The organism is Hyphobacterium sp., from assembly GCF_965228115.1.
Classification (GTDB): domain Bacteria; phylum Pseudomonadota; class Alphaproteobacteria; order Caulobacterales; family Maricaulaceae; genus Hyphobacterium.
In genome coordinates this window covers 2,480,171-2,493,561 of record NZ_OZ245794.1, presented here as the reverse complement: position 1 = coordinate 2,493,561, position 13,391 = coordinate 2,480,171, and the positions used below count along the sequence as shown (strand labels likewise).

13 protein-coding genes are annotated in these 13,391 nt (G+C 59.4%); 1 reads left to right on the top strand and 12 read right to left on the bottom strand.

Annotated elements, in window-relative coordinates; genetic code table 11:
- Window positions 1-139: 139 nt before the first annotated feature.
- The 6 genes from prmC to ACO079_RS12790 form a co-directional block, all read right to left on the bottom strand.
- Window positions 140-943, bottom strand: coding sequence for a peptide chain release factor N(5)-glutamine methyltransferase (gene prmC, locus ACO079_RS12815; protein WP_421790624.1), 804 nt, complete (start codon window positions 941-943; stop codon window positions 140-142).
- Window positions 944-968: 25 nt separating this feature from the next.
- The gene (locus ACO079_RS12810; protein WP_421790623.1) at window positions 969-2,330 is read right to left on the bottom strand and encodes an alpha/beta hydrolase family protein; all 1,362 of its coding nucleotides are present in this window, start codon (window positions 2,328-2,330) and stop codon (window positions 969-971) included.
- Window positions 2,331-2,396: 66 nt separating this feature from the next.
- Window positions 2,397-3,158: an MOSC domain-containing protein gene (locus ACO079_RS12805; protein WP_421790622.1), complete on the bottom strand. Its 762-nt coding sequence runs from the start codon at window positions 3,156-3,158 to the stop codon at window positions 2,397-2,399.
- Window positions 3,155-4,225, bottom strand: coding sequence for a peptide chain release factor 1 (gene prfA, locus ACO079_RS12800; RefSeq protein WP_421790621.1), 1,071 nt, complete (start codon window positions 4,223-4,225; stop codon window positions 3,155-3,157). The genes ACO079_RS12805 and prfA overlap by 4 nt, the downstream gene beginning before the upstream one ends.
- Before the next feature lie 48 nt (window positions 4,226-4,273).
- Complete coding sequence (locus ACO079_RS12795) at window positions 4,274-4,693, bottom strand: MAPEG family protein (RefSeq protein WP_421790620.1); 420 nt, start codon at window positions 4,691-4,693, stop codon at window positions 4,274-4,276.
- A 58-nt stretch (window positions 4,694-4,751) separates the two neighbouring features.
- On the bottom strand, window positions 4,752-5,351 hold the full coding sequence (locus ACO079_RS12790) for a TIGR00730 family Rossman fold protein (protein ID WP_421790619.1): 600 nt from the start codon (window positions 5,349-5,351) through the stop codon (window positions 4,752-4,754).
- Window positions 5,352-5,391: 40 nt separating this feature from the next.
- Here ACO079_RS12790 and ACO079_RS12785 point away from each other — a divergent pair, with 40 nt between their 5' ends.
- Complete coding sequence (locus ACO079_RS12785; RefSeq protein ID WP_421790618.1) at window positions 5,392-6,513, top strand: hypothetical protein; 1,122 nt, start codon at window positions 5,392-5,394, stop codon at window positions 6,511-6,513.
- Window positions 6,514-6,519: 6 nt separating this feature from the next.
- On the opposite strand, the gene ACO079_RS12780 is transcribed toward ACO079_RS12785, so the two are convergent.
- The 6 genes from ACO079_RS12780 to ACO079_RS12755 all read right to left on the bottom strand — a co-directional run bounded on the left by ACO079_RS12780 (window position 6,520) and on the right by ACO079_RS12755 (window position 13,329).
- A complete protein-coding gene (locus ACO079_RS12780; RefSeq protein ID WP_421790617.1) occupies window positions 6,520-6,864 on the bottom strand; it encodes an ArsC/Spx/MgsR family protein in 345 nt (114 codons plus the stop codon).
- Between the two features lies 1 nt (window position 6,865).
- Window positions 6,866-7,600 (bottom strand): hypothetical protein, encoded by a 735-nt coding sequence (locus ACO079_RS12775; protein ID WP_421790616.1) that lies wholly within the window; start codon window positions 7,598-7,600, stop codon window positions 6,866-6,868.
- Between the two features lie 81 nt (window positions 7,601-7,681).
- Window positions 7,682-8,809, bottom strand: coding sequence for a flavodoxin-dependent (E)-4-hydroxy-3-methylbut-2-enyl-diphosphate synthase (gene ispG / locus ACO079_RS12770; protein WP_421790615.1), 1,128 nt, complete (start codon window positions 8,807-8,809; stop codon window positions 7,682-7,684).
- 69 nt (window positions 8,810-8,878) lie between these two features.
- Window positions 8,879-9,730, bottom strand: a complete 852-nt coding sequence (locus ACO079_RS12765; RefSeq protein WP_421790614.1) for a helix-turn-helix domain-containing protein — start codon at window positions 9,728-9,730, stop codon at window positions 8,879-8,881.
- Between the two features lie 84 nt (window positions 9,731-9,814).
- Window positions 9,815-12,130 (bottom strand): phosphoenolpyruvate--protein phosphotransferase, encoded by a 2,316-nt coding sequence (ptsP, locus tag ACO079_RS12760; RefSeq protein ID WP_421790613.1) that lies wholly within the window; start codon window positions 12,128-12,130, stop codon window positions 9,815-9,817.
- Window positions 12,130-13,329 carry an aspartate kinase gene (locus ACO079_RS12755; RefSeq protein ID WP_421792965.1) on the bottom strand — a complete coding sequence of 400 codons (1,200 nt, stop codon included), beginning with the start codon at window positions 13,327-13,329 and terminating at the stop codon, window positions 12,130-12,132. Before ACO079_RS12755 ends, ptsP begins: the two co-directional genes overlap by 1 nt.
- Window positions 13,330-13,391 lie beyond the last annotated feature (62 nt).

Here is a 13,391-nt window from a genome sequence, read left to right as displayed (position 1 = left end):
TGCAAAGCAAACCCATAACGAAACCGGACGATAAGCTTGATGAATTTTCGCGCCTGACAGCCTTGCCCCAAAGCGCATTCATCAACTTGAACGTCAAGCTAGCCCGGCTTTTCCGATTTTCCAAGGGGGTATTGCCAGCTTATTTTTCCCGCTTCCGGGCCCACACAGTGCGGTCATTGCCGGCAAGATCCCGGGCGGTCCGGGCATCGGCAAAACCGGCACTGCGCGCCAATTCGGAAACCGCCCCGGCCTGATCATGGCCGATTTCGACTGCCATCAACCCGCCCGGCACCAGGATGCGGAAAAGCTGAGGCATTAAAAGCCGATAGGCATTCAAACCATCGGCTCCACCATCCAGCGCCAGATGTGGTTCGTGATCCTTTACTTCCGGATCGAGCGCCGCCAGCACCGCACTGGCAATGTAGGGCGGGTTTGAAACGGCAATGTCGACGCTTTGATCCGCCAGCCCAGCGGCCCAATCACCTGTCTGGAACTGTACCCGATCCGAGAGCTGATTCCGCACCGCGTTTTCCCGCGCAATTGCGAGCGCCGATTCGCTGAGATCAATGCCGATACCGTGGGAATTCGGCAATTCGGAAACAAGCGCCAGCAAAATGGCGCCCGAACCCGTTCCGAAATCTGCCAGACGGAGTGCGGCCTGCCAGTCGTCTATCTGTTTGAGGACAACCTCCACCAGCGTCTCGGTGTCGGCGCGTGGCGTAAGCACATCCGGCGTGACTTTCAGATCGAGCGTCCAGAAGGGCTTGTCGCCCAGGATGTGCGAAAGCGGTTCGCGATTAACGCGCCGCGTAACCATGGAGTCGGCCATTTCCGCATTGATGGCGGCCAGCAGAATATGCCGGAGATCGAAGCTGGCCTCGTCAATCCCGGCGGCTTTCAGACGGGCGAGCCAGGCTGCGGTTTGCGCCTGCGAGTAGGCCATGGTGTTGGGGCGTTTTCTCGAGGCTCTATTGGCGGCGGGGGGTGAGTTGGGCGGTGCCGTATTCGCCCTGGAATTGCCGCGTACGGATCCAGTCGGCCAACAGAGCGTAATAGCCTTCTGAATATCGCAAGGAGACGCGTTCACCGTCTTCGCCCGGCTCATATTCGATGATGCCGTGATCGGCGGTCGGGAAGAGCGCGACATCAATCGGTACACCATCTGCCTGAAGTTCGGACAGAATGACTTGCGTGTTGGCGGATGGCGCAGACGAGTCATCACCGCCCAGCACCCAAAGAGATGGCATGGTCAAGCTCTCGAGCGTCGGGCGGGGTTCATATTCCCAGCTTGTTCCGGCTTCGAAGAAGGGCATGGCCATTTCGACCTGCCAAATGGGGCGTGCGAGGAATTCGTGTGTGAACTCACCACGGATGCCGTCATACCAGGGTTCGTCTTGGTACTGGTTTTTCAGCGCCGCCAGTTCTTCTACGCCCTCCTCGAAATCGGACGCCATGACGCGGCCAACCGCTTCGGCCAGTTCCCGCCCGGCGGCTAGAACCTCCGGATCATCGCTATAACCCGCCTCAGCGAGATTAAAGAGGACTTCCTCGCGATCCTCGGCCAACGCCCCTTCGGCCATGCCAAAGGCCGCTATAACGAAATCCGGATCGCTGGTGGACGCGGCCAACGGGCCGACCCAGCCGCCCTGGCTGAAGCCGGCATAGCCGGCTTCGCCTATACGATCGCCGCCAAGGCTTCGGGCGGTGGCCATCGCCGCTGCGGCATCGGACGCCAGCAAGTAAAAGTCCTGTGTGTATTCTCCGCCAGACGTGCCGGTCCCGCGCTTGTCATAGACAAAGACGGCAATTCCCATGGCGGGCAGCATGCGCTGCATCGGATAAAAATCGAGCGCGCTGTAGTCCTCAGAGCCGTGCACAAGGACGACAAGCGGAAACGGCCCCTCGCCTTGCGGGGTTACGAGACGCCCCGCGATAAACTCGTCTTCGTTTTCGAAAATTGTGTCTTCGACTGAAAACGCCAGCCGCGTAGCCTCGCCCTCATGACGGTCGATATTTGAAACCGTGATCGTGTTGCTGCCGCACTCTGCGATCTCGAAGACGGCCGGATGTGGCCGTTCCGACCATCCAATATGTCCGGACCATTGGCCGTTTTCGCCCGGGGCGATCCGGCCGGTTTCGCCATTCATTGTGCGCCAGCGCAAGGCGTCTGACGATAAGGCCCCCAGATCGATGATGTTGCCATCCACGAACTGATAGGTGCCAACATGGCAAACCATGTCAGGGTTCAAGGGCTCGGGCTCACCGGAACAGGCGGCCAGAAGAGCAGAAGAGGCGATCAGTGTTGCGGTGCCGGGCAGAGAAAAACGCATGGGATGGATCCGGGATTGGTTAACAGCCTAATGTCCTACGCCGAGCGGGGTCATGCAAGACAAGACTTAAACAGGCTCTGCCGCATCGCCCGGCCTGATGTCGCCATCGGCGATCACTTCCGCATAGAGGCCACACAGGAAATGACCATAATGCTCGCGCAAGAGCGGCACGACATCGATATCGCGCCTGGCGGCGTGCGGATCGACATGCGTGGCGGTGCAGCGCTCGATCGGTTTGAGACCTTTCAGGCGCGCCCCGCCAATCTTGATCTTCTGATCCGCCATGTTGAGTTCCGACCAGGCAGGCCAGTCCTCGATCATGATATTGCCCCGGAAACGGGCCGGGTCGACTTTGCGTCCGATTTTGCCTTCAAAGTCGCGCAGGCTTTCCAGATTAATGAGGGAGACATATCCGGAGCGACTATCCATAAATCGATGGCCATTGGGGGCGGAGATCACTTTCAACGGCCCGCGGGTTTGTCCGGCGAGCACGCCTGAAAGCCAGACCGCAAACATGTTGCGCCCGGCCTCGCCGTCGAGATCACAGGTGATCTCACCGAAATCCGGATGCCAGGCGGTCAGGCTGCCCTCATCCTCATTCCATTTCGTTCGAATGGCCGCAACGTCCGGCAGTTTCGCCAGCACGGTAAAGGCCATCTTTCCAATATGCTCCGGCGCGTCAGGATCAAACCCTGATGGGCCATCCTCAACCGCAAATAGCCGATCACCGGGAAAGTGTGCCCCGGCTTTTAAATGAACGTGTTTCAGGTCTTCCGGCGTAAAGCCCTTCACCGGATGGCGGGCCAGAGCGGCGACCTTGCCGGTCATGCCTCTTCCATGGCGGCCAGGCGCGCCGCCTCATCCTCGGCGATCAGGGCGGAGACGACCTCATCCAGCGCATTGCCGGACAGGATTTCCTGCAGCTTGTAGAGCGTCAGCTTGATGCGGTGATCGGACACCCGGTTTTCCGGGAAGTTATAGGTGCGGATCTTTTCCGACCGGTCGCCGGACCCGACCTGGGATTTGCGGGCATCGGCGCGCTCGGCGGCCTTGGCCTGCTGTTCCATATCGTAGAGCCGGGTCTTGAGAAGCTGCAGCGCGCGGGCCCGGTTCTGGTGCTGAGATTTTTCCTGACACAGGACAACTATTCCGGTCGGAATGTGCGTCATGCGAACGGCCGAATCTGTCTTGTTGACGTGCTGACCGCCTGCGCCCGAAGCGCGCATCGTATCGACGCGAATGTCTTCATCCTTCAGCTCGATATCGATCTCTTCCGGTTCCGGCAAAATCGCGACGGTTGCCGCGGAGGTATGCACCCGGCCCTGGCTTTCGGTGGCCGGGACGCGCTGGACGCGGTGGACGCCCGATTCAAATTTCAACCGGCCGAACACGCCGGACCCGGAGATCGAGGCGATGACTTCCTTATAGCCGCCGACCTCGCCCTCGCTGGCGCTTTCCAGTTCGAACTTCCATCCCTGAAGATCGGCATAGCGGCGATACATTTCATAAAGATCGCCTGCAAACAGCGCCGCCTCATCGCCGCCGGTCCCGGCACGGATTTCGAGCATGGCGTTGGCGGTATCGTCCTTATCCTTCGGCAGGAGGAGCAAGGAGACTTCGCGCTCCATCGCTGGCAGGCGCTCTTTAAGTTCGTAGAACTCCTCACGCGCCATTTCAGCCATGTCCTTGTCCTCGCCGGACATCATCTCTTCGAGGTCGGAAAGCTCGGCGCGGGCCGCTTTCAGCTCCCGGGCCTTATCGGCGACCGGTTTCAGCTCGGCATGTTCGCGCGACAAACGCACGATCTCCTCGCCATCGGCGGCGGCGCCAAGGCGGGCTTCAACTTCTTCGAACCGGTCAATGACCTGCTCCAGGCGGGCTTCAGGCGCGTGCATGGCCGCTGATTAACACCCCTAAGGCATTGTGAAAATGCTGATTTGCGGTCAACCCGCCAACAACGCCCCGACATTGATCCCGGCCATCAGGATCAAGACCAGCGTTGAGAGGAAAAATACGCCGAACCGCGCGGGAATGAAGTTCCACAGCGCCTGGATCAGGCTGTGCACGATGCGCAGGATCACATAGGTCCAGGCGGCATAGATCATCAACTGGGTCGTCGAACCGGCCAGCTGGGCATAGAAGACCAGCGCGTAGAAAATGACCGGCTGTTCGTGCAGATGATTGAAATTATCCGCGATCTGGCGCACCGATTTCGGCAGCACGTCCATCTCGGATTTTTCTTTCATCTTTGTGGCGTCAATGCCCGCCTTCTGCATGGCCGGAATGCGCGTGGCATACATCCACAGGCACATGATCAGCGTCCAGCAGATCAGCACCAGTGCGGGCGTGAGTAGTGATGTCATGATGTCCTCCCCTGTTGGTCTGGGACGTTAAGCGCGACTCACAGGCTGTGTGAAGTCATCAGGTATGTTTGACCTTGATACGAATATCTGCCGGCGGTGCGTCATAGGCCACGAACGCGTCCAGCAAGGCGTTGGCATCGTCGCTTCGATGCAGCATGGCGCGATGTTCCGGATTGACGAATCCATCCGCTGACATCCGGTCGAGAAACGCGTTGAGATGATCAAAATAACCGGCGGCATCCAGCAAACCACAGGGTTTGCGATGCTGACCGAGCTGGCTCCACGTCCAGATCTCGAACAATTCTTCCATCGTGCCGATCCCGCCCGGCATGGCGATAAAGCCGTCCGACAGCCGCTCCATCTCGGCTTTGCGCGTGTGCATGCTATCGACCACGATTAATTCGGTCAGACCTTTATGCGCGACTTCTTTTACCGCGAGAAATTCGGGAATGATTCCCACCACCCGGCCGCCAGCGGCCAGACAGGCATCGGCAACCGCGCCCATCAGGCCCACCTTGCCGCCGCCATAAATGAGGCTGAGCTCGCGCTCGGCCAGGGCTTCGCCCATGGCCCGGGCAGCGGCCAGATATTCCGGATGCGTGCCGGAATTGGAACCGCAATAAACGCAGATCGAAGAGAGTGTTTTGTTCGAATCCATCCTGTGTTCATCCTGGCGCGGACAGGATCGGTTCGGCAAGATGAGGGAGGTTTTTGTGCGCATCATCTACGGGTTGAGCGTGGGCGTGTTCCTTGCGGCTGCGGTGCCGGAATACGCCGCTGCACAGGACCGGATCGAACTCGACTCCCATTTTTGCCGCGATTACTTTTTCGTTGGCGTCACCCTGGCAGATCGCGAAGGCTATGCGGACGACCGGACGCTGTGGTTTGTCCACGATACCGGTGCGTCGAGCTCTCTGGTGGACCCGGATGCCATCGAGCGCGTATCCGGCCGCGATGTCCGCGATGTGGACCGGGTCAATATCATGGACGCCCGTTCCGGCGATGTCAGCATCAACAATCTGAGCGCCCGGGTGACCGAACTCGATCATCTCGCGCAGGCGCTTGGCCGGCCCGTTGATGGCTTGATGGGCGTTCGCGTTTTCGAGGATTTCCTGATGACGCTCGATTATGAAAATGGCGAAATTTACCTCGAACAGGGCCGCCTGCCCCGCATCGACAATGAGCGCATATTTTCGACGCGCGGGCGCGACAGCCGGCCCTGGCTGCGGGTGCGGCTGCCGGAGGGTTCGAGGCGGCTGTTGATTGATTCCGGGGCCGGGCGCAGCTTTCTGGCGATAAGCGATCTGGACGATGTGCCGCTGATCAAGGAGGCCGTGCAGGTCGGCTCAGCTTTCCGGCTGACCCGGATCGAGCGCCGCATGGGCGGGCGCGTTGATGGCAATCTGACTTTCGGGGATCACGTTATCGAAGACCCGCTGATCCAGAACACAGTGCAGTCGGAAATCATTGGCGGCGAGCTGATGCGCCATTTCAACTGGACTTTTGATCTACAGAATAACCGCGTTCGGATCACCCGGATTGAGGGCGAGGGTCCGATCCCGGTTGCGCCCGATCCGTCGCTTGGTATCTCTCTCGGGCCGAATGCGCGTGGCCTGGAAGTGACCGGCTTTCTTCCCGGTGGCCGCGGCCAGGAGGCCGGGCTGGAGATCGGGGATGTGCTGACCCATTTCAACGGACAGCCCCTCACCGATCTGCCTTGCGAACCGGTTGATCCTGATGCCAACAGCGCGCGTGTCACCTATTGGCGCAATGGTGAAATACGCGAGACGGAGCTGTTCTTTGTGACGCTGGTGGAGTGAAGTGGGCTAGATGCCCAGCGCGGCCTGAACATCCTTCGTCCAGCCGACGAATACGTCATCGCCGCGCTCGATGACCGGACGTTTGACAAGGGTCGGATTGGCCGCCAGCAGGCCTGCAGGGTCGCTTTCGGCTTTGGCGCGTTCGGATTCGTCCAGCTGCCGCCAGGTGGTGGAGCGCGTGTTGATCAGCTTGGCCGCCTCAACCTGTTGCAGCCATTTCGGCGCCAGTGACGCCACATCGGCCTCGGCGCGGATATCAATGAAGGTGACCGCCTGGCCGGAGGCGTCGAACGCCTTCATCGCCTTCTTGCACGAGTCGCAGTTTTTCAGGCCGTATAAGCTTACCAGCATACTAAACTCGCCGCTCAGATTTTGAACGACGTTTTTGACTAACCGCTTGCCTCAACTGCAGCTCAGCATTTGTTAGAGCTTCTCCAGCGCGTCGGTTGATCTGCGTCAGCGCTAGCGGGATCGTTCCGGCACTTTCATATCTGGCAATATCGGCCAGGACCCTCGAAATCGGATATCCTGCAAGATTTTCAGCTGCCGAACAGGTTGGGCCGCATTCCTGGCTTGCGCGGATTTCGCCATATACGCTCAATCTCTGCGCTTCCATGGTGGTGATCAATGCTGGAAGAGATTGCTCAAAGAATGCATTCGAGTTCATCGCGCCTTTGAGCCCTTGCAGACTGCTCGCTGTGGCCGAAAAAATCTCATTTGTATGGCCACCAAAAGCAATCGTCCCAGCCGCATTCAGTGTTGCAACGCTGGTGTCGACGAATACATTCAAGGACGTCGATTCCTCCATCAGCTCGCTCACAAACTCGCGATAATAGATATCAATTTGACCTAATCTGGCTTCTAGAAAATTGTTCCGTATGCGAAGCCGAGTCTGCGCATCACTTTCATCGAAATAAGCTTCAATTGAATTTTCGTTAATTACTTCAATATATGCGGCAATGGCATTATCGCGAGCTTCGCGTGAGTTGTACTGTGATGGGGCCCCTTGAAGTGATTGGCAGCCTCCAGCCAAACATAAACATAATAAAGCAACAATGTACGATATCTTTTGTATTGGCCGCATCATTACCCCACCCAATTTCGCCCGATAATAGCAAAATAGCGTAGATTTGCAACTTTTAATTTTATATTCTGTTTGCGGCTTGACTTACTCCGCCGCGTCTTTCGCGGCGCGCATTTGCTCGGCATGGGCTTCGACCAATTCGACGATGTGGTCGACCATTTCTTCGTTCGAGACATTATGGTCCGGCTTGCCGGAGACATACATCTTGCCCGAACCCTTTCCGCCGCCGGTAAAACCGAGATCGGTGAACATGGCTTCGCCGGGACCATTGACCACACAGCCGATAATCGACAGCGAAATCGGTTCGTGAATGTGAGACAGGCGCTGTTCCAGCGTTTCCACAGTCTTGATGACGTCAAAGCCCTGCCGCGCGCAAGACGGGCAGGAAATGATATTGACCCCGCGTGAGCGCAGGCCCAGCGATTTGAGGATATCAAACCCGACCTTGATCTCTTCCACTGGGTCCGCTGACAGCGAGACGCGAATAGTATCGCCAATGCCGGCCCAGAGCAGATTGCCCAGGCCAATCGCGGATTTGACCGAACCAATGCGCGCCCCGCCCGCTTCGGTGACGCCGAGATGCAGAGGCGCATCTGTGGCTTCCGCCAGCGCCTGATAGGCGGCAACCGTCAAGAAAACGTCCGAGGCTTTGACCGAAATCTTGTATTCGCAGAAATCCAGGTCCTCGAGGATGCGCGCATGATCCAGCGCGCTTTCCACCATGGCGTCCGGGCAAGGTTCGCCATATTTTTCAAGCAAATGCCGTTCCAGCGATCCGGCATTCACGCCAATGCGGATGGCACAGCCATGGTCCTTGGCGGCTTGCACCACCTCCTTCACGCGGTCCATCGAGCCGATATTGCCCGGATTGATCCGCAGGCAGGCAGCACCGGCTTCAGCCGCTTCGATGCCGCGCTTGTAGTGAAAATGGATATCCGCCACCAAAGGCACGGAGACCGATTTGGCAATCGTCTTGAACGCCGCGGTTGAGTCCTCGTCCGGGCAGGAAATGCGAACGATATCCGCGCCGGCTTCTTCGAGCGCTTTGACCTGACGGATGGTCGCATCGACATCCGGTGTTGGTGTATTGGTCATCGACTGAACGGAAATCGGCGCATCGCCGCCGACCGGAACCGATCCGACATGGATTTTGCGGCTATTGCGGCGCTCGATCATGCGCCAGGGTCGGACTTCGCGATATTCTTCGTGCATCAGGCCAAAATGTCTGCGTCTCTGGCTTCAGATATAGGCAGAAACCAGCCGATTGGCGAGGACCAATCCCTAGGTGGGATCAGTATTATCCTGACGATAAAGCGGGGCGTCCGTGACCGGCTGGCCGGGCTCTCCGAGCGGGCGGATATCCCCGTCGGCATTTTCGACCATAACCCGGCCGCCATCTTCTGCTGTGATGGTCAGACCCGCTTCGCGCAGCGGGCGATAGGTCTCATCGACCCGCAATTCCCGCGAAAACAGAATACGGCCATCCGCATCCCGGACTTCCAGGAAAACCGGCGCGCTGGCCCGGAGGGTGAGATCCGGAATAGCATCATCCGACGGGTTCAAAGACGGCAGGTTGGACCAGATATCGGTCGCGGCCAGCTGTGACAGCTCGGTTGTAAACACGCCATCGGATTGGCCTTCGGCCAGCTGGGCGTCAGGCGGCCGCGGAATATCATCAAATACGCTGTCGCCGGAAATCGCGCTGGAATACCACCAGGCTGCGAGCGCCACAAAGGTTAGAATGGCCACAACGCCGATCAGGCCCCGCGGCAGTTTGATCTCACGCGTTTGTTGCGGCGCAGTGGGGGTAGCGCGGCCGGTCTGGGTGTCGGCCTCGGCCTTGAACTGTTCGACCAGAGCGGCCTCGTCCAGCTCTAAAAAGCGCGCATAGGTGCGCAAATATCCGATGGCATAGGCCTGGGCGGGAAGCCCGCGCGGATCCATGGTCTCCAGCGCTTCGAGATAATCCCGGCGAATACGGGTGCGTGCGGAGGCGCTTTCAAGAGTCAGGCCTTTCGCCGTACGCGCTTCGCGCAATCGTTCGCCTGCGCTCAATCGCGTATAGGCGTTGTCAGTCCCTGCATAGACCGCATCGACTGGCACGAACCCCGTTTCTGACGTCCGCTCGGACATCACTAACCTTGCCTTTCAAAGCCCTGAAAGCTTGATTTTGAGACCACGCGAGCACCCTTCTCCCACGCGTATGGCCTGATAATTTCAGATGACAGGCGAGTTATCAACAGTTTCGCGCGTAATTCCTGCATCGGCACCCGCTTCCAGCAAGGCCGGGCGCAGGCTGCGGCCCGGCTCTCCCATATGCTTTGCAAGCCATATGCCGAGTTTTTCCGCTTCCAGGCCATTCAATACGGCCCGGACAGGGGCGATGCTGGAGGCGGCCATGGAAAGCTTGGTATAGCCCAGCGCGCACATGACGGCGGCTTCCAGCGGCCGGCTGGCGGTTTCCCCGCAGATCGAGATCGGTACCTTATGCGCCGCACAGCTTTCCTGGATCTGTTTCAGCAGACGCAAAGCCGCCGGGGACAAGATGTCATAGCGCTCAGTGACGCGCGCATTCAGCCGGTCCGCCGCAAAGAAATATTGCATCAGATCATTCGCGCCAACCGCAACAAAATCGATCTTTGGCAAGGCTTCTTCCAACGCATAGGCCATGCCCGGTGTTTCCAGCATCAGCCCGGCGCGCCAGGCTTTCGGTGTCGGCTGACCGAATTTTTCGGCTCGGGCGATTTCCTTTTCCAGCATCTCGCGTGCGGCAAAAAATTCCCAAGGCGCGGCAATCATCGGGAACAGAACATCCAGTTCCTGGTCTGCCGTGGCGGCGATCAAGGCGCGGAGCTGAAGCCTCAAGAGTCCTGGCCGGTCGAGCCCCATGCGGATGGCGCGCCAGCCCAGAGCCGGGTTCGGCTCGCGTAAGGCGGGAGCGGCGGCAGTCACCTTATCACCGCCCAGATCCAGCGTACGGAAGACGGCCGGCTTGCCGTCGCAGGCCTTCACGACCGAACTATAAAGCACGGCCTGTTCGGTCACGCTTGGCAGCGTGTTAGCAACCATGAACTGGAACTCGGTGCGAAAAAGCCCGATCCCGGCAGCGCCGGCGTCTTCGAGCTTTTTGAGTTCAACCAACAGGCCGGCATTCAAATGAAGTTCAAAAGGCTGGCCATCCTTTGTGACCGACGGCGCATCTTTCAACTTGGCATAACGGGCTTCGCGGCGGGTGATGGCCTCTTGCCGGTCTTTATAAGCGTCCCGCACTTCCTCATTCGGGCGGATATGGAGGAGGCCGAACTCACCATCCAGAATAACAGGATCGCCGGTTTCCACCCGATCGAGCGCGCCTTCAACCCGGCCGACAAGGGGAATGCCCAGCGCCTTGGCGACGATGACCGCATGGCTGGAGGCCGAGCCTTCTTCCAGCGCCAGGCCTTTCAGCTTCCTGCGGTCATAGTCCAATAGTTCCGCCGGGCCGATAGAACGGGCAATCAGGATGGCGTCCTCTGGCAGGGGCGCGCCGGCATCGCCGGTGTTTTCATCCAGGTGGCGGAGAAGGCGGTTGGCGAGGTCTTCGAGATCATGCAGCCGCTCGCGGAAATTCATGTCCTTGGCCTGCATCAGGCGCGCGCGGTGTTCATTGCGGACCCGCTCAACCGCCGCTTCAGCGGTCAGACCCTGTTTGACCGCATCACGCAGCTGGCGCAGCCAGCCCCGGTCATGGGCAAACATGCGATAGGCTTCCAGCACATCACGGGTTGGCCCGCCAAAGGGCAAGCGATTGCCGTCCAGCATGTCATCAATGGAGCGTCGCAGCTCATTAATGGCGATATCCAGCCGGGCCTCTTCATCTTCCAGATCATCGGCAATCAGCCGGACCGGCGAGACATGCGGTTCGTGCACAACGGCCACGCCAATCGCCAGGCCCGGCGAAAACGCGCCGCCTTGAAATCGCTCGGACTTGGACGGGCGTACATCCAGCCCGGCCAATTCTTCGGGTGCGATAATCTGCCCGGAGGCGATGATCTCGGCGAGGATCATGGCGACAGTCTGCAGGGTTTCGATCTCGCCATCGACGAGTTCCCGGTCCTCTGCGGTCTGACTGGTCAGAACCCCGACCAGACGCCCGCCACGCAGGATCGGAACGCCGAGGAAGCTCTTGAACGGCTCCTCACCGGTTTCTGGCCTGTAGGAGAAGGAGGGGTGTTCCGGCGCATTGGCGACGGCCAGCGGTTTGGCGCGGACTGCGACCTGACCCACCAGGCCTTCTCCCGGTTGCAGCCGGGTTTTGTGCACCGCGTCCTGGCTGAGGCCATGCGTGGCGCAAAGCTCGAGCGCGCCTGAACGCCGGGCCAGATAGATAGAGGACACATCCGATCCGGTTTCTTCGGCAATCATCCGGGTGAGGTTATCAAGTCTTTCCTGCGCATTTTCGCGCGCCGCCATCAGTGCCCGCAACCGCTTTAGAAGGCGACCCGGCCCGCGCGCGAGGCCCTTGGCGTTTTTGGTGTTCAAAACATCATCCATCAGGCGTTATCCAGCCCATAGGCAGCGTGAAGCGCGCGCACCGCGTTTTCCACTTCGTCATTGTCGATCAGCACGCTGATCTTGATTTCCGAGGTCGAGACGGTGCGGATGCCGATCTTCTTTTCATGCAGAGCCCCATAAAGGATGCGAGCGACATCTGCGCGACGATTAAGCCCCAGCCCGACCACAGATACTTTCGCGAGACCGGTTTCACTGGACACATCGCGGGCTTCACTTTCGCCGATGCGGACAAGTGCCTTGTCGAGATCGCGGCGGTCGATGGTAAATTCCAGATTGCTGAGGCCCGCTTCGCGCGAGGGCGATTGCACGATCATATCAATGCCGATATCGGCCTCGGCCAGCCCGGCAAAGACGGTCGCCGCAGCACCGGGATTATCATTCAAACCGCGCAGGGCGATGCGCGCCTGATCGCGGGCATAGGCGATCCCGGAAACAATGCGGCGTTCGGCAATTTCTTCGGCCTGCATGATCTTTGTGCCCTCTGACTGGCCGGGTTCGGCAAAGCTGGATAACACCCGCAAAGGCACGCCTCGTGCCTTGGCAAACTCTGCCGAGCGCGTCTGTAGCACTTTTGCGCCCTGCGCGGCGAGTTCCAGCATTTCATCATAGCTGATTTTTTCGATACGGCGGGCTTTGGGTTCAATTCGGGGGTCGGTGGTGAAAACGCCATCGACATCGGTGTAGATGTCACACGCACCTTTCAGTGCCGCTGCAAGCGCTACCGCGGATAAATCCGTGCCGCCGCGGCCCAACGTGCGCAGGCGCTCATCGCCCGAGGCGCCCTGAAACCCGGCCATGACCGGCACCCAACCGTCTGACATGGCGTGTTTGATCGGCGAGGCATCCAGCCCGCTGATCCGCGCCGCGCCGGGCGGGCCTTCGGTACGGATGCGCGCCTGCCAGCCCAGGAAAGAGCGCGAGGATAAATCCTGCTCGGTCAGGGCCATGGCCATCAGGGCGGCGCTGATCTGTTCGCCGGCGGTCAGGATGACATCGGTTTCTTCATCGCCGAGGCCAAAACCGAGATTATCGGCCAGCGTGAGCAAGCGATCGGTTTCTCCGGCCATGGCCGAGACGACGACGGCGACTTGATCGCCCCTGGCGCATTCAGCAGCGACGATCTCCGCGCAGCCGCGTACCCGCTCGAGCGAGCCGACCGATGTGCCGCCGAATTTCATCACGCGGATGGCCAAGATTTGTCCCTCTTGTCCTGCATTCTACTGCGCTGCGGCACCACGCC

Coding starts and splice junctions, on each gene's coding strand:
- prmC (WP_421790624.1), bottom strand. CDS start 943: ATGGCCTACTCGCAGGCGCAAACCGCAGCCTGGCTCGCCCGTCTGAAA.
- ACO079_RS12810 (WP_421790623.1), bottom strand. CDS start 2,330: ATGCGTTTTTCTCTGCCCGGCACCGCAACACTGATCGCCTCTTCTGCT.
- ACO079_RS12805 (WP_421790622.1), bottom strand. CDS start 3,158: ATGACCGGCAAGGTCGCCGCTCTGGCCCGCCATCCGGTGAAGGGCTTT.
- prfA (WP_421790621.1), bottom strand. CDS start 4,225: ATGCACGCGCCTGAAGCCCGCCTGGAGCAGGTCATTGACCGGTTCGAA.
- ACO079_RS12795 (WP_421790620.1), bottom strand. CDS start 4,693: ATGACATCACTACTCACGCCCGCACTGGTGCTGATCTGCTGGACGCTG.
- ACO079_RS12790 (WP_421790619.1), bottom strand. CDS start 5,351: ATGGATTCGAACAAAACACTCTCTTCGATCTGCGTTTATTGCGGTTCC.
- ACO079_RS12785 (WP_421790618.1), top strand. CDS start 5,392: ATGAGGGAGGTTTTTGTGCGCATCATCTACGGGTTGAGCGTGGGCGTG.
- ACO079_RS12780 (WP_421790617.1), bottom strand. CDS start 6,864: ATGCTGGTAAGCTTATACGGCCTGAAAAACTGCGACTCGTGCAAGAAG.
- ACO079_RS12775 (WP_421790616.1), bottom strand. CDS start 7,600: ATGATGCGGCCAATACAAAAGATATCGTACATTGTTGCTTTATTATGT.
- ispG (WP_421790615.1), bottom strand. CDS start 8,809: ATGCACGAAGAATATCGCGAAGTCCGACCCTGGCGCATGATCGAGCGC.
- ACO079_RS12765 (WP_421790614.1), bottom strand. CDS start 9,730: ATGTCCGAGCGGACGTCAGAAACGGGGTTCGTGCCAGTCGATGCGGTC.
- ptsP (WP_421790613.1), bottom strand. CDS start 12,130: ATGGATGATGTTTTGAACACCAAAAACGCCAAGGGCCTCGCGCGCGGG.
- ACO079_RS12755 (WP_421792965.1), bottom strand. CDS start 13,329: ATGAAATTCGGCGGCACATCGGTCGGCTCGCTCGAGCGGGTACGCGGC.